Below are 17,475 nucleotides of genomic sequence, written 5' to 3'. Positions count from 1 at the left end.
TAGTGTACGACCCTAATTTAGTTAGACTCATGTTTTACTAGCGGTTCCAGGCGCTCCGCCATCCAGGTGGCGATAAACGGCTGGGCGTCCCCATTGGGGTGCAATCCGTCATCCTGCATCCATTCCGGCTTCACCACCACCTGTTCCATATAGAACGGCAGCAGCGGAATGTTGAACTGCTTGGCCAGCGCCGGGTAGACGGCGCTGAACGCCTCGGTATAGCGGCGGCCGTAGTTTGGCGGGATGCGGATCTGCATCAGCAGCGGCTGTGCGCCGGCCTGCTGCACCTGTGTGATGATCTGGCCGAGATCGCGTTGTACGTCCTGCGCCGGGAAACCGCGCAGGCCGTCGTTGGCGCCCAGCTCGATCAGCACCCAGCGCGGCTGATGCTGTTTCAGCAGCGCGGGCAGACGCGCCAGCCCCTGCGCGGCGGTGTCGCCGCTGATGCTGGCGTTGACCAGCTGCGGTGCGCCCGGTTTTTTCTGCCACCGTTCGGCCAACAGTGTCGGCCAGGCCCGCTCGATCGGCAGGCGGTAACCGGCGCTTAAACTGTCGCCCAAAATCAACAAGGTATCGGCGGCGGCAGCGCGTAAACTGAATAATCCCAACAGCAAAAGGAAGGGAAGATGCCAGCGGAAAACGTTCTTGAAGTTCATCATCTTAGTAAACACGTTGGTCAGGGTGAGCATCAGCTCACCATCCTTACCGGAGTCGAGCTGCTTGTCAAACCCGCGCAGACGATCGCCCTGATCGGCGAATCCGGATCGGGGAAATCGACCCTGCTGGGCATTTTGGCCGGGCTGGATGACGGCAGCGAGGGCGAGGTGCGCCTGCTTGGCGAGTCGCTGACCGCGTTGGACGAAGAAGGCCGTGCCGCGCTGCGCGCCAGGAACGTCGGCTTCGTGTTTCAGTCGTTCATGCTGGTGCCGACGCTGAACGCGCTGGAAAACGTGCAGCTGCCGGCGCTGCTGCGCGGCGAGAGCGACAGGCAAAGCCGCGAGCAGGCGGTGCAACTGCTGGAGCAACTGGGGCTGGGCAAACGGCTCGATCACCTGCCGGCGCAGCTGTCCGGCGGCGAGCAGCAGCGCGTGGCGCTGGCGCGCGCCTTCAGCGGCCGGCCGCGGGTGCTGTTCGCCGATGAACCGACCGGCAACCTCGATCGCCAGACCGGCGATCGCATCGCCGATCTGTTGTTTTCCCTCAACCGCGATTTTGACACCACCCTGATCCTGGTGACCCATGACGAAACCCTGGCGGCGCGCTGCCAGCGGCGGCTGCGGCTGCGCGAAGGCAAGCTGTGGGAGGAAGCATGATCTGGCGCTGGTTCTGGCGCGAATGGCGCTCGCCGTCGCTGCTGATCGTTTGGCTGGCGCTGACGCTCTCCGTGGCCTGCGTGCTGGCGCTGGGCAGCATCAGCGATCGCATGGACAAAGGGCTCAGCCAGCAGAGCCGCGACTTTATCGCCGGCGATCGGGTGCTGCGCAGCGCGCATCCGGTGCCGGAAGGCTGGCTGCTGGACGCGCAGCAGCAGGGGCTGAAGCTGAGCCGTCAGCTGTCGTTCACCACCATGACCTATGCCGGCGATCGGCCGCAGCTGGCGGACGTGAAAGCCACCGATCTGGCCTATCCGCTGTACGGCAAACTGGAAACTCGCCCGGCCAACATCAAGCCCGAACCGGGCAGCGTGCTGGTGGCGCCGCGTCTGCTGGCGCTGCTGAACGTGAAAGTGGGCGATTCGCTCGAGGTGGGCGACACCACGCTGCGCATCGCCGGCGAAATCATTCAGGAGCCGGACGCCGGCTTCAACCCGTTCCAGACCGCGCCGCGCATCATGATCAACCTGGCGGACGTCGATAAGACCGGCGCGGTGCAGCCGGGCAGTCGCCTGACCTACCGCTACATGTTCGCCGGCGCCGGGCCGGATATTCAGCGTTACGAAGAACGGCTGACGCCGCAGTTGACGCCGGATCAGCGCTGGTTCGGGCTGCAGGAGTCCGGCAGTGCGCTCGGCAAGTCGCTGCAGCGATCCCAACAGTTCCTGCTGCTGTCGGCCCTGCTGACGCTGCTGTTGTCGATCGCCGCCGTGGCGGTGGCGATGAGCCACTATTGCCGCAGCCGCTACGATCTGATCGCGGTGCTGAAAACCCTCGGCGCCGGGCGCGGCGCACTGCGTAAGCTGATCGTCGGCCAGTGGCTGGCGGTGATGGCGCTGGCGGCGGTGTGCGGCGGGGCGATCGGGCTGGCGTTTGAAGCGCTGTTGATCCGCCTGCTGAAACCGGTGTTACCGGCCGCATTGCCCGCTGCCGGCGCCTGGCCGTGGCTGTGGGCGCTCGGCGCGCTGGTGCTGATTTCACTGCTGGTCGGGCTGCGGCCGTACCGTCAGCTGCTGGCTACCCAACCGCTGCGGGTGCTGCGCCGCGATGTGGTGGCCAACGTCTGGCCGCTGCGCTACTTCCTGCCGGTGACGGCGGTGGTCGTGGTGGCGCTGCTGGTGACGCTGATGGGGGCCAGCACGCTGCTGTGGGCGATCCTGGCCGGTATGGCGGTGCTGGCACTGCTGCTGGGCGGCATCGGCTGGGGCAGCCTGCTGTTGCTGCGCCGCATCACGCTCAAGAGCCTGGCACTGCGGCTGGCGGTTAACCGCCTGCTGCATCAGCCGTGGGTGACCATCAGCCAGCTGGCGGCATTTTCGCTGTCGTTCATGCTGTTGGCGCTGCTGTTGGTGCTGCGCGGCGATCTGCTCGAACGCTGGCAGCAACAGCTGCCGCCGGACAGCCCGAACTATTTCCTGCTCAACATGACCGAGGCGCAGGTGCCGCAGGTGAAAATCTTCCTGCAGCAGCACCAGATCAAGCCGGAAACCTATTATCCGATCGTACGGGTGCGCCTGACCGAGATAAACCAGCAGGTGGCGACCGAGCGGGTGCATGAAGACGATCCGGGCGGCGAGGCGGTGAACCGTGAGCTGAACCTGACCTGGTTGGCCGATCTGCCGGATCACAATCCGCTGGTGGCGGGCAGCTGGCCGCCGAAAAGCGGCGAAGTCTCGATGGATGAAGGCATTGCCGGGCGGCTGAAGATCAAACTGGGCGACACGCTGACCTTCAGCGGCGATACCCAGGCGTTCAGCGCCAGGGTCACCAGCCTGCGTCAGGTGGATTGGGAAAGCCTGAAGCCGAACTTTTACTTTATCTTCCCGCCGGGTGCGCTGGACGGCCAGCCGCAGACCTGGCTCACCAGCTTCCGCTACGACGGCGACGGCCAGATGCTGACCCAGCTCAACCGCCAGTTCCCGACGCTCAGCCTGCTGGACATCGGCGCGATCCTGAAACAGGTTGGCGGCGTGCTGCAGCAGGTCAGCCGCGCGCTGGAGGTGATGGTGGTGCTGGTGGTGCTGTGCGGCGGCTTACTGCTGCTGGCGCAGGTGCAGGTCGGCATGCGTCAGCGCCGCCAGGAGCTGGTGGTGTACCGCACGCTGGGGGCCGGCAAACGGCTGCTGCGCCGCACGCTGTGGTGCGAGTTCGCCCTGCTGGGGCTGGTGGCGGGCATCGCGGCGGCGGTGGGCGCCGAGGCGGCGCTGTGGCTGCTGCAGAGCCGGGTGTTCGACTTCCCGTGGACGCCGACGCCGGTGTTGTGGTGGGCGTTGCCGCTGGCCAGCGCGCTGCTGCTGTCGCTGTGCGGCGGCTGGCTGGGCGTGCGCCTGCTGCGCGGCCGGGCGCTGTTCCGCAGTTATGAGGGGTGATATTGACTTAGCGGGATGAAAAAAGGGGTTAGCCTTAGGCTAGCCCCTGTTACTTTCGGCGGCGGCGCTTTAGGCCAGCTTCTGCTGTGCCCAGGCCAGCCCGCTTTGGTATTCGCCCGGCAGCAGCGGCGCCAGCGCCTGCAGCGCCTGGCGCAGATCGGCGGCGCTCGGGTCGTTCAGATTGAGGTGGCCGACCTTGCGGCCCGGGCGCACTTCTTTCTCATACCAGTGCAGATGCACCAGCGGCAGCGACAGCCACTGTTCGTTGACGGCGGTGCCGATCAGGTTGACCATCACCGACGGCGTGCTCACCACCGGCTGCGGCAGCGGCAGGCCGAGAATAGCGCGCAGGTGTAGCTCGAACTGGCTGATGGAGGCGCCGTTTTGCGTCCAGTGGCCGCTGTTGTGCACGCGCGGCGCCAGTTCGTTGATCAGCAGCCGATCGCCGACGATAAAGCACTCCATCGCCATCACGCCGACGTAGTTCAGCTCGTTCAGGATCGCGGCCAGCATCTGCTCGGCCTGTTGCTGCAGCGCCGGGTTGGGCTGCGGCAGCGCCACGCTGGTGCGCAGGATGCCGTCTTCATGCAGGTTGTGGGTCAGCGGGTAGAATACCGAACGGCCGTCGTGGCCGCGCGCGCCCACCAGCGACACTTCGCCGGAGAAATTGATGCCTTGCTCGACGATGCACTCGCCATAGGCGTCGGCCGGCAGTTCGGCTTCCTGGCCCGGGCGCAAACGCCATTGGCCGCGGCCGTCATAGCCGCCGACCCGGCGTTTGACGATCGCCAACTCGCCCAGCGAAGCGAATACCTGCGGCCATTCGGCGGCGCTCGCCAGCAGCTGCCACGGCGCGGTCGCCAGGCCGAGCTGGTCGAGCAGCTGTTTTTGCGTCAGGCGATCGGCCAGGCGCGGGAAGATGTCGCGGTTGACGAAGGCGCTGTGGGTCGCCAGCTCGCGCGTTAGCGCGGTTTCCGGCCAGCGTTCGATCTCGGCGGTAATGACGCTGTTCTGATACGGCACCGCCTCGGGTTCGGCATCGATGCCGACGGGGTAGACGGCGATGCCCAGCGGTTCGCCGGCCTGGCGCAGCATGCGCCCCAGCTGGCCGTTGCCCAGTACGCAAACCGGCTTCATGCGTCCTCCCGCGGATCGGGGTGGTTCAAGACGTCTTCGGTCTGCGCCTGACGCCAGTCCGCCAAACGCTGCGCCAGCGCGGCGTCGTGCAGCGCCAGGATCTGCATCGCCAGCAGCCCGGCGTTGGCGGCGCCGGCTTTACCGATCGCCAGCGTGCCCACCGGAATGCCGCGCGGCATCTGTACGATGGAGTAGAGGCTGTCTACGCCGCTCAGCGCGGCGCTTTGTACCGGTACACCCAGCACCGGCACCAGGGTTTTCGCCGCCAGCATGCCCGGCAGGTGCGCCGCACCGCCGGCGCCGGCGATGATCACGTCAAAGCCGTTGGCGGTAGCCTGCTCGGCGAAGCTGAACAGCTTGTCCGGCGTGCGGTGGGCGGAAACGACTTCGACATGGAAGGGGACATCGAGCTGGGTCAGGACTTCGGCGGCGAACTGCATGGTGGCCCAGTCACTTTTCGATCCCATTACAATTGCGATTTTCGCCCCGGTAGTGGCGGCTGAAGCGGCGTTGGCTCCCATGGGTGTAAGGCTCCTGTGATTTGTCTGGCGTCGGCTGAGGGCCGAATGAGGGCGTAGAGCATACCATGAGCGCACGACGAGGAAAACGGTTGCGTCGCCGGTTTTCACCGCCGAAAGCGCGAATTTTCACTCGCGCGCCGGTCCGGAACTCAGAATGGGAATTGGATCAGCTCGACGGCGTCGGCGCTGACTTTGATCATCGATCCTTCGACGTGCCAGGCGCCCAGCACCGCGCGATGGGCTTCGCCGTTGCTCAACGCCAGCCGGTGCACCGCCGGGCGATGAGTATGGCCGTGGATCATCCAGTGCACGTCGTGGCGCAGCATCGTCTGTTCGACTGCCTGCGGGTTGACGTCCATGATGGCTTCCGACTTGTACTGGTTGGATTGCTGGCTGCGGGCGCGCATGTTGGCGGCAATCTTCAATCGCCAGCGCAGCGGCAGCGCCAGGAACAACTTCTGAATCAGCGGGTTGTGCACTTTACGGCGGAATTGCTGATAGGCTTGATCGTCGGTGCACAGGGTGTCGCCGTGCAGGATCAGGATCCTGCGGCCGTACAGCTCCAGCACTTTTTCTTCCGGCAGCAGCTGCATGCCGCTGGCGCGGGCGAAGCGCTTGCCGAGCAGAAAATCGCGGTTGCCGTGGATGAAGTAGCAGGGCACGCCGGCCTGTTGCAGCGCCTTCAGCGCCGCGGCGATCTCCGCGTGCAGCGGCTCGGGATCGTCGTCGCCGATCCAGGCTTCAAACAGGTCGCCGAGGATGTACAGCGCGTCGGCGTGAACCGCTTCGCGCCGTAAAAAACGCAGAAAACCGGCAGTGATTGCCGGTTCCTGTGCGCACAAGTGCAGATCTGCGATGAACAGCGTACTCATGCAGCCGCGATTACTCGCTGACGGTCACGCTGTTGATCACCACGTCTTCTACCGGTACGTCCTGGTGCATGCCGCTGCGGCCGGTTTTCACGCCTTTGATCGTGTTGACCACGTCCATGCCTTCAACCACTTCCGCAAACACGCAGTAGCCCCAGCCCTGCACGTTTTCGCTGCGGAAGTTCAGGAAGTCGTTGTCAGCCACGTTGATGAAGAACTGTGCGGTGGCGGAGTGCGGATCGTTGGTGCGCGCCATTGCCAGGGTGCCGATGGTGTTTTTCAGACCGTTGTTGGCTTCGTTCTTGATGGTCGCGTTGGTTGCTTTCTGGTTCATGCCCGGCTCGAAACCGCCGCCCTGGATCATGAAGCCGTTGATCACACGGTGGAAGATGGTGTTGTCGTAGAAACCGGCGCGGCAGTAGTTCAGGAAGTTTTCAACGGTAACCGGCGCTTTGTCAGCAAAGGTCTTGATAACGATATCGCCGTGATTGGTGTGGAAAGTAACCATAGTTTTAATCCTAACAAGGTGAAGTGAGACGTCACGTAAAGCGAGTGAACATTCAGACCGCCCTTATAACATATCCGCCTGAGCGAGTCAGCAGCGGCTCAACCGCGCACTGTCTGTGGTAATTGCATTTATGTTATATTATAACAACTGCACCGACCGCCGAATTTCGCGCATTTTATTCGCGTGAAGTCAGCAAAGCATGGCCTTAACCTTGCAATAGATCAGGCTTCAGGTTTCAATACGCTACCGGGCGGAAAACCTGAAGCCCGGTTATCTTTTTTGTTATCACGCACACCACGGAATCTCCCGATGCTAAAGATTTTTAATACCCTGAGTCGTCAAAAAGAGGAATTCAAACCCATTCATGCCGGGAAAGTGGGCATGTACGTGTGCGGGGTAACCATCTATGACCTGTGTCACATCGGCCACGGTCGTACCTTTGTCGCTTTCGACGTGGTGGCGCGTTACCTGCGCTACCTCGGCTATTCGCTGAACTACGTGCGCAACGTCACTGACGTGGACGACAAAATCATCCGCCGCGCGGCGGAAAATCATGAAACCTGCGACCAGCTGACCGCACGCATGCTGGCGGAAATGCACGCCGACTTCGACGCGCTGCTGATCGATCGCCCGGACAGTGAACCGCGCGCGACCCAGCATATCGCCGAGATCATCGAGATCACCCAGCGCCTGATCGATCGCGATCATGCCTACGTGGCCAGCAACGGCGACGTGATGTTCTCCATCGACAGCGATCCGCAATACGGGCTGCTGTCGCGCCAGGATCTGGATCAGCTGCAGGCCGGCGCGCGCGTTGAGATCGACGACGTGAAGCGCAATCCGATGGACTTCGTGCTGTGGAAGATGTCCAAACCGGGCGAGCCGAGCTGGCAGTCGCCGTGGGGGCCTGGCCGTCCGGGCTGGCACATCGAATGCTCCGCCATGAACTGCAAACAGCTGGGCACCCACTTCGATATCCACGGCGGCGGTTCCGATCTGATGTTCCCGCACCACGAGAACGAGATCGCACAGTCGAGCTGCGCTCACGACGGCCCGTACGTCAATTACTGGATGCACTCCGGCATGGTGATGATCGACAAAGAGAAGATGTCCAAATCGCTGGATAACTTCTTCACCATCCGCGACGTGCTCGGCCATTACGATGCGGAGACGGTGCGTTACTTCCTGATGTCCGGCCACTATCGCAGCCAGCTGAACTACAGCGAGGAGAACCTCAAGCAGGCGCGCACCGCGCTGGAGCGCCTCTATACCGCGCTGCGCGGCACCGATGCCGACGCCGCACCGGCCGGCGGCGAAGCGTTCGAAGCCCGCTTCCGCGAAGCGATGGACGACGACTTCAACACCCCGGAAGCCTACTCGACGCTGTTCGATCTGGCGCGCGAGGTTAACCGCCTCAAGGGTGAAGACATGGCGGCGGCCAACGGCATGGCGGCGGAGCTGCGCAAGCTGGCGAACGTGCTCGGCCTGCTGCAGCAGGAGCCGGAGCAGTTCCTGCAAGGGGGTGCTCAGGTTGACGACGGCGAAGTGGCGGAGATCGAAGCGCTGATCAAACAGCGTAACGAAGCGCGTGCCGCCAAGGACTGGGCGCTGGCGGATGCCGCTCGCGATCGGTTGAACGAGATGAACATCGTGCTGGAAGACGGCCCGCAGGGCACCACCTGGCGCCGTAAGTAATCCGGCCGCAGGGAAAAACAAAAAAGGCGCTGAATTCAGCGCCTTTTTCTATGGCTGCGGGTTAGGGTTTAACCGTGACCTTGCCGCCGTTGAATTCCACCACCTGATCGGCGACGATCTTGCAGCGCTTGCGGGTTTCGACTTTGCCGTCGACTTTCACCCGCCCTTCGGCGATGACTTCTTTGGCGGCGCCGCCGCTTTCACACCAGCCCTGGAACTTCAGCAGATCGCACAGTTCGACGTGGGGATGATTGTCCAGATTGAAAATTTCCATACTGCCTTACTTATTTAGGTTGAACGTCGTGATATTCCTCGCAGGCCTGCAAGGTATTTTGGATCAGTGTAGCAACGGTCATCGGGCCGACGCCACCCGGCACTGGGGTGATGTAGGCGGCGCGCTCGCTGGCGGCGTCGAAATCGACGTCGCCCACCACTTTACCGCTTTCCAGACGGTTGATGCCGACGTCCACCACGATGGCGCCCGGTTTGATCCAGTCGCCCGGAATGAAGCCCGGCTTACCGACCGCCACCACCAGCAGATCGGCGTTCTCGACGTGATGACGCAGATTCTTGGTGAAGCGGTGGGTGACGGTGGTGGTGCAGCCGGCCAGCAGCAGCTCCATGCTCATCGGGCGGCCGACGATGTTGGAAGCGCCGACCACCACGGCGTTCAGGCCGTAGGTATCGATGTTATAACGCTCCAGCAGGGTGACGATGCCGCGCGGCGTGCACGGGCGCAGCTTAGGCGCGCGCTGGCACAGGCGGCCGACGTTGTACGGGTGGAAGCCGTCGACGTCTTTGTCCGGGTGAATGCGTTCCAGCACCTTGACGTTATCGATGCCGGCCGGCAGCGGCAGCTGCACCAGAATGCCGTCGATTTCCTCATCGGCGTTCAGCTGGTCGATCAACGCCAGCAGCTCGGCTTCACTGGTGGCAGCGGGCAGGTCGTAGGAGCGGGAAAGGAAGCCGACTTCATCGCAGGCGCGGCGCTTGCTGGCGACGTAAATTTGCGAAGCCGGATTCTCGCCGACCAGCACAACCGCCAGCCCTGGGGCGCGTTTGCCGGCCGCCAGACGTTGTTTCACTTGCTCAGCCACTTCGTTTCTAACCTGCTGCGCAATCGTTTTACCATCAATAATCTTTGCTGACATCAGTGTGGAAATCCATCAATTAAGAAAAGCGGGGATGCCGCTATTCTGGCAGAAGCTGAGCGCGCTGTCAGGCGCAGAATCACCCTCGCGGCCGTTGCCGACGCCGATTTACGCTTTTTTTATGCCGGCCTCAGGATCCTCTACGTCATTTTTACCTGTATTTGGATACGCTGGGGCCGTTCACAGGGCGAAAGAGGGCAGGATCATGAGAGCGATAACCCGGCTTTACCCGTTGCATCATCAGCCTGACGAGCAACCGGCGGAGCCTAAACATGTGGGGGAAACGGTGTTCGACTCTTCACTGCATCCGGCGGACAGCGCGCAACTGATCGCGCTGCATCAGCTCGGCAAGCATGAGGCGGCGCCGTCGTGGCGGGCATGCCTGAATGCGCTGTGGCGGAAGTTATGCGTATGAAGGGCTGCGCCTGGGCAGGCTGCACGCTGTTGCTGGTTTGGGCATCGGGGAGCCAGGCTTCTTTAAACAGCGCCCGCCCCGACGCCACTCTGGGGGAAAGGGTGGCGGTGACCTGCAACGCGCGGGTGGTCGAGCACGCCGATTGGGGCGATATCGCCGCGGTGGTGCAGTCCGCCCGCCTTTGCCTGCGGCGGGACGTTGGGCGGCAAGGGGCGGAGCGCACGCCGATTTACGTCGGCGTCGGCCTGGTTCAGCATGGCGGCGCCCGGTTGACGGGAACCCTCGCCGCGCGGGCGCTGGCGGAAAAAACGCCATAAAGCACGGCCGCCGCCGTAACGTCATGAAAAGGCATTGACTCGCTAACCTCTGACCGTATAATCCCAACCCGCAGCCGCAGGTTGCCGCATCTCAATGCGCCCTTAGCTCAGTTGGATAGAGCAACGGCCTTCTAAGCCGTAGGTCATAGGTTCGAATCCTATAGGGCGTGCCATTAAGTATCAATGAGTTACGCTCATTCTCCCACTGCAAGATTTTCCAAAAGTGCCAGATTAGTGACATTGGCTGCCAAGACTTCGTCAATTTTTCTCGCATGTTCGGTTAGATGGGTTGGGGATAGGTGAGCATAGCGCTGAACCATTTCTATGCTCTCCCAGCCGCCCATTTCTTGCAGTGCCGAAAGTGGCACGTCTGCCTGAACCAACCAGCTCGCCCACGTATGCCGCAGATCGTGAAAGCGGAAATCAGTTATTCCCGCTCTCCGTTTCCCTGTGTTCCATGCTGAGTTATCATCAACCCGCATTTTCCTAACTGCCGGGGTCACTCCGCCGCCTGGTCGCTTCCGTGCTGTCGTATGCACAAAGACGTATCGTGAGTGTTTGCCGATCTGATCGCATAATGTCCGGCATGCGGTATGGGCTCGACCCAATCACTTCCTATGCCGATCTGGCTTACCTGGGCGTTAACAGGAACGGCGTTGTTCCTGAGGTACATATATCACTGGCACGGGTATGTGACATACGTAAAGCCCAATTGTGATATTTACTTTTTTGATGAAAGTAATAAGTATCATTTAATTGAATAATAAAGAGAGTGAAGGCTCAGGCACATGGTCAATTTTTCATAGACATCAGTGATGCCCGACCTCTCATTTTTGATAAAAATAAAAAATCAGATATTTCGCGCAATTGGTGATTTTTTGTGCACTTATTGTCCCCTTATCAAATTGATCATTTTCTGCGCGCCCTTATTCCATGCGTATTGCGGTGTTATTCTGAGAAAGTTCTGATAAATCAATCTGATGATCTTATTTTGTTAAACTCATTAATTTGTATTATTTTGTTACATTTAAGGTGTTCCAATCGCAATCCTAATGTTTCTACACTCCGTCTATAGGTATTTATCCGAATTCCTTGATTTCAGATAAACGCTTAAAACACGCGTCATGCTAGCTGGTGAATGGATTGTGCCCGCTTTTGTCCCCGAATGTTGACTTGCGTTGGATAGCGTGAGCGGGGGCAGCTGTTCTGGCAATATCAGTATTCTTTCTTTATTTATTTCTCACTGGCATTGACCATTTCTATTATTCCATAGAACAGGGACAGCCATGTCTAATTCCTATCAGTCTGAGATCCCCAAAGCTCGCGTCAATATCAAACTCGATCTGCACACCGGCGGTGCCCAGAAGAAGGTCGAACTGCCCCTTAAACTGATGGTCGTGGGGGATTACAGCAACGGTGCCGAGCAGCGTCCTGTGTCCGAGCGTGAAAAGGTCAATGTCAACAAAAACAATTTTGACAGCGTGTTGGCAGAATTCTCTCCTAACGTAAACCTGGCCGTTGAAAATACGTTGGCCGGTGACGGCAGTGAAGAAAATGTCAGCCTGACCTTCCGTGAGATGAGTGACTTCACGCCGGAGCAGGTTGCCCGGCAAATTCCGCAGCTTAAAGCCATGCTGGCCATGCGTAATCTCCTGCGTGACCTCAAAGCCAACCTGCTCGACAACCAGGCCTTCCGCAAAGAGCTGGAAAAAATCCTGCTCGACCCGATGCTCAGCGCTGAACTGCGCAGTGAGCTGTCTGCGCTGGCGCCGAAGCAGCCATAACGGTCGCGATATTTAACGGATTAATGAAGGAAATGCTGATGTCTGTAAAAAATGAGAATGTCGTGGGTGGCGAAAGCATCGTGTTGGAACAGCCGCAAGCCGGGGGCGTATATACCTCTCTGTTTGAAAAAATTAACCTGAGCCCAGTGTCCGAGCTGAGTGCGCTGGATATCTGGCAGGATGCGCAGGCGATGTCGGATGCAACGGCGGATGAGCGGTTAACGGCCGGGATGCAGGTGTTTCTGGAGTGTCTGACCAAAGCAGGTTCGAAAGTCGAAAAGCTCGACAAAACCCTGATTGACCATCATATCGCGGAGTTGGATCACCAGATTAGTCGCCAGTTGGATGCGGTGATGCACCATGAGAACTTTCAGGCGGTAGAAAGTCTGTGGCGTGGCCTGAAGTCTTTAGTTGATAAAACTGATTTTCGTCAGAACGTTAAAATCGAACTGCTTGACCTGTCAAAAGAGGACTTGCGTCAGGACTTTGAAGACGCGCCGGAGATTATTCAGAGCGGATTATACCAGCACACCTATACCGCAGAATACGATTCTCCGGGCGGTGAGCCGATTGCTGCGCTGATTTCCGCTTACGAGTTTGATGCTTCCGCTCAGGATGTAGCGCTGCTGCGCAACATCTCAAAAGTGTCTGCCGCAGCGCATATGCCCTTTATCGGCTCGGCAGGGCCGGCATTCTTCCTCAAGGACTCGATGGAAGATGTCGCTGCGATTAAAGATATCGGCAATTACTTTGACCGTGCCGAGTACATCAAGTGGAAATCTTTCCGTGAGACCGATGACGCCCGTTATATCGGTCTGGTGATGCCGCGTGTGCTGGGGCGTCTGCCGTATGGCCCGGACACCGTGCCGGTGCGCAGCTTCAATTACGTCGAAGAAGTGAAAGGCCCTGATCACGATAAATACCTGTGGACCAATGCGTCGTTTTCCTTTGCGGCCAACATGGTGCGCAGCTTTATCAATAACGGTTGGTGCGTACAAATCCGTGGCCCGCAGGCGGGTGGGGCAGTCAAAGACTTGCCTATCCATCTGTATGACCTCGGTACCGGTAGCCAGGTGAAGATCCCGTCTGAAGTGATGATCCCGGAAACCCGCGAATTTGAATTCGCTAACCTGGGGTTCATTCCACTTAGCTATTACAAAAACCGCGACTATGCGTGCTTCTTCAGCGCCAACTCCGCGCAGAAGCCGGCACTGTACGATACCGCCGATGCGACAGCCAACAGCCGTATCAACTCTCGCCTGCCGTATATCTTCCTGTTGTCACGCATCGCGCACTACCTGAAGCTTATCCAGCGCGAAAACATCGGCACCACCAAAGACAGGCGTCTGCTGGAGCTGGAGTTGAACACCTGGATCCGTAGTCTGGTGACCGAAATGACCGATCCGGGCGACGAGTTGCAGGCTTCTCACCCGCTGCGCGACGCGAAAGTGGTGGTGGAGGACATCGAAGATAATCCGGGCTTCTTCCGCGTGAAGCTGTATGCAGTGCCGCACTTCCAGGTAGAAGGCATGGACGTCAACCTGTCACTGGTTTCTCAGATGCCGAAGGCGAAATCGTAAAGTAAGGCAGGAAGCCGATGAAAACGGAACAGCCGTTATGGGGCAGGGGCGTTATGGTCTCTCCCCAGCACTTCCAGCAACAGGTCGCGTATGCGGCCTGGTCTGCCGAAGGTATCGCCCGGATGGGGTTATCACAGCCATGGGGCGTGATAAAGGTCGCTTTCGAACTGGAAACTCTGAAGCTGGGCCGTCTGCAGGCCCGCCATCTGCACGTTCGTTTTCAGGACGGGACGCTTATCGACACGGATAATGCCGACGAGCTGCCACCGGTGCTGGCGCTTGAGGGTGAATCGCACGACGTGGTAGTGGTACTGGCGCTGCCGCTATTGCGGGCGAATGGCGGCAACTGCCTTAAACCCGATGAGGTGGCAGAGCGCCCTGTGCGTTATCGCCAGCGCTGGCGAGATGTGCGCAATACCTTTGGTGACGACACCCGTCAGATTGCGGTGATGCAGCCCGAGCTGACGCTGCGTTTCGCTCATCAGAACAACAGCGATTACCTGGCCTGCCCGATCGCCCGTCTGCAGCAGGATTCGCAGGGGGTGTGGCAACTCGATGAGACGTTTCTTCCCCCACTCCTGGCCATCCAGGGCAGTGGCTGGCTGGTTATTCAGCTTGAGCAACTGATGATCCAGTTGCGTGCCCGGCTGGGCCGCCTGATGGCGATGCGCCGTGAAAGCAATGAGCGCATGGCTGATTTCGCCGTGGCCGACGTGTCCTTGTTCTGGCTGCTCAATGCCCTGAACAGCGCCGAGCCCGTGCTGGGGCAGTTTCAGCGCCACCCGCAAGGCCCGCCTGAGTGTCTGTATCCGGAGTTGGCAAGGCTTGCGGGCAGTCTGCTGACCTTCTCGCTGGAACACCAGGTGAGTGCTATCCCTGTCTGGCAGCATGAGCAACTGAATAACGTCTTCCCGCCACTCTTTGACCTGCTGGGCGACCTGCTGGAAGCCAGCCTGCCGTCGCGGGTGGTAGCGATTGAGCTTGAGCATGATGCCAGGCTTCACTTCTGGCAGGCCCGTCTGCATGACCCGCGTCTGCGCGAAGGGGCGGATTACTACCTCTCCGTACGATCACCGATGCCTGTGGCACAGCTGCAGGAACAGTTCCCGCGCCAGTGCAAGATCGGCAGTCCCGATCATGTCAGGAGTATCGTCAATTCTTCACGGGTGGGTGTGCCGCTGACGCCGCTGCGTCATGTGCCGGCCGCCATTCCACTGCGTCTGGAAAACCAGTATTTCAGCCTCGATGTTTCCCATCCACTGGCTGCCGACATGCTCCAGAGCGGCACCTGTATGTTTTATGTTCCTGGGATGCTCGGCGAGCCTGAACTTGAACTCTTTGCGGTACTGAGAACATGAGTGAGCGTAAACGCGGCACCTCCGCGTCCATTGATATCGATGCCTTGCTGCAGGACACCTGGCTACAGGTGATCAGCTTGCGCCACGGTCCGCAGTTCCAGGACGGTGAAGGGCGGAACCTGTGGGAGCACTGTATCGCCGATGTGGAGCGCGTGCAGCGTGAACTGAAAGCGAGCGAGCTCGATGAGGTCAGTTGTCTGCACATCATGACTGCGCAGTGTGCCCTGCTTGATGAGGCGGTTAAAGGCCGGGGCGTGGAGGATGATGCCTGTCTACAGTGGTATGACATTCCGCTGCAGGGGCACTTCCTCGGCACCATGGATGCCGGAGATACGTTGTGCGATCGGATGCGTGATGTGCTCCGTGAACCGGCACCTGACCATGCTGTTGTGACCTGCTTTCAGCGGGTCATGATGCTGGGGTTCCTCGGCAGTTTCCGCTCGCTGAACGATCCGGAGCGCCAGAAACTTGTCAACGCGCTCAATGAACATGTCACGCCGTTCAGCTATCCGCAGACTCCCCCGGTCCTGGCGGAAAGCCGCACCGGGCGTGGAATGGGAGGCTGGCTGGCGTCATGGCCCGTGCGTATCGGCCTGAGCGTGATGGTAGTCGCCGCGCTCTGGTGGGGACTGGCTCTCTGGTTGGATCAAACGCTGCTGACCCTGCTACCGGGAGCCGTGAAATGAGTCCTGCACAACAGCGCGGACTGGCATTGTGGGCCGCTCTGCTGAGCGCCGTGGTGTGCCTGGGGTTTCTGCCGTTCTCCCGGCTGGTCTCTGTGTTTATCCTGCTGGCAACCCTGGGGGCCATTCTGGCGTGCTGGATTGTGGCCAGCCGCCGTGCAGAGCATGAATCGGCGTTGTGCCCCGACGATCTGCCTGATGCGACTTACCGCCAGCCGGTGGTCCTGGTCTGCGGCGATCTGCCACAGGCCTGGCCGGAGCACTCTCAGGTACTGACCGTCACCCAGGGGTGCTGGATCCGGGTGGAAGACTATCAGGACCTGGAGCAGGTGGCGCGTCAGCTGTTATGGCTTCGTCCGGACTGGGGGCGGCAGCTGTCGGTAATGGTCAGCGTTTGTCCTCAGAAGCACGCAGACCGTGAAGCACTGACCAGTCGCCTGCTGGCCCTGCGCTGGCAAATCAGCCAGGTGCGTAAGGAGAGTGGTCATTCCGTGCCACTGGTTCTGAACGGTCAGGCAGGCAGCGCCATGATGAACGACCTGCTCTGGCAGGCGGCAATACCTGGCGAAGGGGGCAGCGTCAGGCGCGGATCGTCGGCGCCCTGCTCGATTGCCAGCTGGGTCACCATCGGCGGGGCGATGGCGATGCAGCAACAGGTGCTAATGAACAGCCTGATGAGCTGGTTCCACCATCACGTCAAAGCGGTCTTCATGGATGAAAATCCGGATATCCCGGCCATTGCCCCGACTGCCGTGCTGTGGGGAATTGGGCCCATTCTGTCCGGCAGCCTGGCCTCATCCCTCTGGACAGCCTCATTATCCCGCCACACCGCGATGCAACACGTCGCCGGATGGCAGCCCGTTGGCACTGACAGCACGGTGATGTCACTGTTCCCTGACTTTGTTCTGCCGCTGCTGCCGGCAGGGCGAGGCCTGACGCCACGTGGGCGAGCCTTCCGTTGTGCGCTCGGGATCTTCACGCTGGCGGCCATTGCAGCGCTGCTCAGCAGTGGCTGGAACAATCGCCAGCTGTTGCAGCGTATGAGTTTTGATATTGCCCGCTATGACCGTATCCCGATGCATGATTTCGGAGCAAAAGCCGATGCCGTTGCCGTCCTGCGTGACGATGCGGCGCAGCTGGATGAGCACGCGCGCAATGGCGTATCGGTTCGGATGGGCCTGGGGTTGTATCAGGGGGAGCATTTGAGGATGCCGGTGCTGGATGCGATCCGCTCGTATGTGCCCCCACCACTGCCGCCTGAACCGCAGCCAGAACTCAAGCCGGCACCGAGAATTGTGCGCCTCGACAGCCTGTCGCTGTTCGATTCCGGCAAGTCCGTGCTGAAAGCGGGTTCCACCAAAATGCTGGTGAGTTCACTGGTCGGCATCAAAGCGAAGCCGGGTTGGCTGATTGTCGTCGCCGGCCACACGGATAACACCGGCAATGCACAACTAAACCAGACGCTGTCGCTCGAGCGTGCCGCTGCGGTGCGCAACTGGATGCGCGACACCGGCGACGTGCCGGAAAGCTGTTTTGCGGTGCAGGGCTATGGCGAAAGCCGCCCTGTCGCAACCAACGACACCCCGGAGGGCCGTGCGCTCAACCGCCGTGTCGAAATCAGTCTGGTACCGCAGGCCAATGCCTGCCAGATACCCGGCAAACACCCGGCGCCCTCTCAGGATGATGGCGCATTACAACACAATGGAGAGTAACCC

Annotated in this window: 17 protein-coding genes, 1 tRNA gene and 1 pseudogene; 11 read left to right on the top strand and 8 right to left on the bottom strand. The window is 60.4% G+C overall.

Annotated features, from left to right (window positions below; translation table 11 throughout):
* Window positions 1–17 precede the first annotated feature (17 nt).
* Window positions 18–656, bottom strand: coding sequence for a multifunctional acyl-CoA thioesterase I/protease I/lysophospholipase L1 (tesA, locus tag M6G53_RS11455; protein ID WP_253331544.1), 639 nt, complete (start codon window positions 654–656; stop codon window positions 18–20).
* On the opposite strand from tesA, the gene ybbA reads away from it, so the two are divergent.
* Both ybbA and ybbP read left to right on the top strand, forming a co-directional pair.
* A complete protein-coding gene (gene ybbA / locus M6G53_RS11450; RefSeq protein ID WP_004940192.1) occupies window positions 627–1,313 on the top strand; it encodes a putative ABC transporter ATP-binding protein YbbA in 687 nt (228 codons plus the stop codon). The genes tesA and ybbA overlap by 30 nt on opposite strands.
* Window positions 1,310–3,742, top strand: coding sequence for a putative ABC transporter permease subunit YbbP (ybbP, locus tag M6G53_RS11445; RefSeq protein WP_253331431.1), 2,433 nt, complete (start codon window positions 1,310–1,312; stop codon window positions 3,740–3,742). The genes ybbA and ybbP overlap by 4 nt, the downstream gene beginning before the upstream one ends.
* Window positions 3,743–3,811: 69 nt before the next feature.
* Here ybbP and purK read toward each other — a convergent pair whose 3' ends face one another.
* The 4 genes from purK to ppiB all read right to left on the bottom strand — a co-directional run bounded on the left by purK (window position 3,812) and on the right by ppiB (window position 6,777).
* Window positions 3,812–4,879, bottom strand: a complete 1,068-nt coding sequence (gene purK, locus M6G53_RS11440; RefSeq protein WP_043146773.1) for a 5-(carboxyamino)imidazole ribonucleotide synthase — start codon at window positions 4,877–4,879, stop codon at window positions 3,812–3,814.
* Window positions 4,876–5,400, bottom strand: a complete 525-nt coding sequence (purE, locus tag M6G53_RS11435; RefSeq protein ID WP_033653219.1) for a 5-(carboxyamino)imidazole ribonucleotide mutase — start codon at window positions 5,398–5,400, stop codon at window positions 4,876–4,878. Before purE ends, purK begins: the two co-directional genes overlap by 4 nt.
* A 149-nt stretch (window positions 5,401–5,549) precedes the next feature.
* A complete protein-coding gene (locus M6G53_RS11430; protein WP_015376912.1) occupies window positions 5,550–6,272 on the bottom strand; it encodes a UDP-2,3-diacylglucosamine diphosphatase in 723 nt (240 codons plus the stop codon).
* 10 nt (window positions 6,273–6,282) lie between these two features.
* Window positions 6,283–6,777, bottom strand: a complete 495-nt coding sequence (ppiB, locus tag M6G53_RS11425) for a peptidylprolyl isomerase B (RefSeq protein WP_253331429.1) — start codon at window positions 6,775–6,777, stop codon at window positions 6,283–6,285.
* A gap of 309 nt (window positions 6,778–7,086) precedes the next feature.
* Here ppiB and cysS point away from each other — a divergent pair, with 309 nt between their 5' ends.
* Window positions 7,087–8,472, top strand: coding sequence for a cysteine--tRNA ligase (gene cysS / locus M6G53_RS11420; protein WP_253331427.1), 1,386 nt, complete (start codon window positions 7,087–7,089; stop codon window positions 8,470–8,472).
* A gap of 61 nt (window positions 8,473–8,533) precedes the next feature.
* Here cysS and ybcJ read toward each other — a convergent pair whose 3' ends face one another.
* Window positions 8,534–8,746: a ribosome-associated protein YbcJ gene (gene ybcJ, locus M6G53_RS11415; protein WP_253331425.1), complete on the bottom strand. Its 213-nt coding sequence runs from the start codon at window positions 8,744–8,746 to the stop codon at window positions 8,534–8,536.
* A 10-nt stretch (window positions 8,747–8,756) separates the two neighbouring features.
* A complete protein-coding gene (folD, locus tag M6G53_RS11410; protein ID WP_004940177.1) occupies window positions 8,757–9,623 on the bottom strand; it encodes a bifunctional methylenetetrahydrofolate dehydrogenase/methenyltetrahydrofolate cyclohydrolase FolD in 867 nt (288 codons plus the stop codon).
* A gap of 205 nt (window positions 9,624–9,828) precedes the next feature.
* On the opposite strand from folD, the gene M6G53_RS11405 reads away from it, so the two are divergent.
* From M6G53_RS11405 to M6G53_RS11395, 3 genes are all read left to right on the top strand, one after another.
* Entirely contained in the window at window positions 9,829–10,038 is a 210-nt protein-coding gene (locus M6G53_RS11405) for a hypothetical protein (protein ID WP_253331418.1), read from the top strand.
* Entirely contained in the window at window positions 10,029–10,355 is a 327-nt protein-coding gene (locus M6G53_RS11400; RefSeq protein WP_253331417.1) for a hypothetical protein, read from the top strand. The genes M6G53_RS11405 and M6G53_RS11400 overlap by 10 nt, the downstream gene beginning before the upstream one ends.
* Window positions 10,356–10,451: 96 nt before the next feature.
* Window positions 10,452–10,528, top strand: a tRNA-Arg gene (locus tag M6G53_RS11395).
* Window positions 10,529–10,549: 21 nt separating this feature from the next.
* On the opposite strand, the pseudogene M6G53_RS11390 reads toward M6G53_RS11395, so the two are convergent.
* Window positions 10,550–10,948: pseudogene (locus tag M6G53_RS11390) on the bottom strand (tyrosine-type recombinase/integrase); the annotation flags it as partial.
* Window positions 10,949–11,641: 693 nt separating this feature from the next.
* Between M6G53_RS11390 and tssB the strand changes: the two are divergent.
* From tssB to M6G53_RS11365, 5 genes are read left to right on the top strand one after another with little or no spacing between them, the layout of a single operon-like run.
* Window positions 11,642–12,139 carry a type VI secretion system contractile sheath small subunit gene (gene tssB / locus M6G53_RS11385; RefSeq protein WP_253331415.1) on the top strand — a complete coding sequence of 166 codons (498 nt, stop codon included), beginning with the start codon at window positions 11,642–11,644 and terminating at the stop codon, window positions 12,137–12,139.
* Window positions 12,140–12,171: 32 nt separating this feature from the next.
* On the top strand, window positions 12,172–13,719 hold the full coding sequence (gene tssC, locus M6G53_RS11380) for a type VI secretion system contractile sheath large subunit (RefSeq protein ID WP_253331413.1): 1,548 nt from the start codon (window positions 12,172–12,174) through the stop codon (window positions 13,717–13,719).
* A gap of 17 nt (window positions 13,720–13,736) precedes the next feature.
* Window positions 13,737–15,077 carry a type VI secretion system baseplate subunit TssK gene (gene tssK, locus M6G53_RS11375; protein WP_253331411.1) on the top strand — a complete coding sequence of 447 codons (1,341 nt, stop codon included), beginning with the start codon at window positions 13,737–13,739 and terminating at the stop codon, window positions 15,075–15,077.
* Window positions 15,074–15,763: a type VI secretion system protein TssL, short form gene (tssL, locus tag M6G53_RS11370; protein WP_253331404.1), complete on the top strand. Its 690-nt coding sequence runs from the start codon at window positions 15,074–15,076 to the stop codon at window positions 15,761–15,763. Before tssK ends, tssL begins: the two co-directional genes overlap by 4 nt.
* Window positions 15,760–17,472: an OmpA family protein gene (locus tag M6G53_RS11365; protein ID WP_253331402.1), complete on the top strand. Its 1,713-nt coding sequence runs from the start codon at window positions 15,760–15,762 to the stop codon at window positions 17,470–17,472. The genes tssL and M6G53_RS11365 overlap by 4 nt, the downstream gene beginning before the upstream one ends.
* Window positions 17,473–17,475 lie beyond the last annotated feature (3 nt).

It is taken from the genome of Serratia nevei (genome assembly GCF_024160145.1).
Taxonomy (GTDB): Bacteria; Pseudomonadota; Gammaproteobacteria; order Enterobacterales; family Enterobacteriaceae; genus Serratia; species Serratia nevei_A.
The sequence above is the reverse complement of the archived record's forward strand: the minus strand, read 5'-3'. Positions and strand labels throughout refer to the sequence as shown.

Excerpts from the sequence above, each read along its gene's own strand:
- folD (WP_004940177.1), bottom strand. The coding sequence starts at position 9,623 with ATGTCAGCAAAGATTATTGATGGTAAAACGATTGCGCAGCAGGTTAGA.
- purE (WP_033653219.1), bottom strand. The coding sequence starts at position 5,400 with ATGGGAGCCAACGCCGCTTCAGCCGCCACTACCGGGGCGAAAATCGCA.
- M6G53_RS11405 (WP_253331418.1), top strand. The coding sequence starts at position 9,829 with ATGAGAGCGATAACCCGGCTTTACCCGTTGCATCATCAGCCTGACGAG.
- ppiB (WP_253331429.1), bottom strand. The coding sequence starts at position 6,777 with ATGGTTACTTTCCACACCAATCACGGCGATATCGTTATCAAGACCTTT.
- M6G53_RS11365 (WP_253331402.1), top strand. The coding sequence starts at position 15,760 with ATGAGTCCTGCACAACAGCGCGGACTGGCATTGTGGGCCGCTCTGCTG.
- tssL (WP_253331404.1), top strand. The coding sequence starts at position 15,074 with ATGAGTGAGCGTAAACGCGGCACCTCCGCGTCCATTGATATCGATGCC.
- tssK (WP_253331411.1), top strand. The coding sequence starts at position 13,737 with ATGAAAACGGAACAGCCGTTATGGGGCAGGGGCGTTATGGTCTCTCCC.
- tesA (WP_253331544.1), bottom strand. The coding sequence starts at position 656 with ATGAACTTCAAGAACGTTTTCCGCTGGCATCTTCCCTTCCTTTTGCTG.
- purK (WP_043146773.1), bottom strand. The coding sequence starts at position 4,879 with ATGAAGCCGGTTTGCGTACTGGGCAACGGCCAGCTGGGGCGCATGCTG.
- cysS (WP_253331427.1), top strand. The coding sequence starts at position 7,087 with ATGCTAAAGATTTTTAATACCCTGAGTCGTCAAAAAGAGGAATTCAAA.
- tssC (WP_253331413.1), top strand. The coding sequence starts at position 12,172 with ATGCTGATGTCTGTAAAAAATGAGAATGTCGTGGGTGGCGAAAGCATC.
- M6G53_RS11400 (WP_253331417.1), top strand. The coding sequence starts at position 10,029 with ATGCGTATGAAGGGCTGCGCCTGGGCAGGCTGCACGCTGTTGCTGGTT.
- ybcJ (WP_253331425.1), bottom strand. The coding sequence starts at position 8,746 with ATGGAAATTTTCAATCTGGACAATCATCCCCACGTCGAACTGTGCGAT.
- M6G53_RS11430 (WP_015376912.1), bottom strand. The coding sequence starts at position 6,272 with ATGAGTACGCTGTTCATCGCAGATCTGCACTTGTGCGCACAGGAACCG.
- tssB (WP_253331415.1), top strand. The coding sequence starts at position 11,642 with ATGTCTAATTCCTATCAGTCTGAGATCCCCAAAGCTCGCGTCAATATC.
- ybbA (WP_004940192.1), top strand. The coding sequence starts at position 627 with ATGCCAGCGGAAAACGTTCTTGAAGTTCATCATCTTAGTAAACACGTT.
- ybbP (WP_253331431.1), top strand. The coding sequence starts at position 1,310 with ATGATCTGGCGCTGGTTCTGGCGCGAATGGCGCTCGCCGTCGCTGCTG.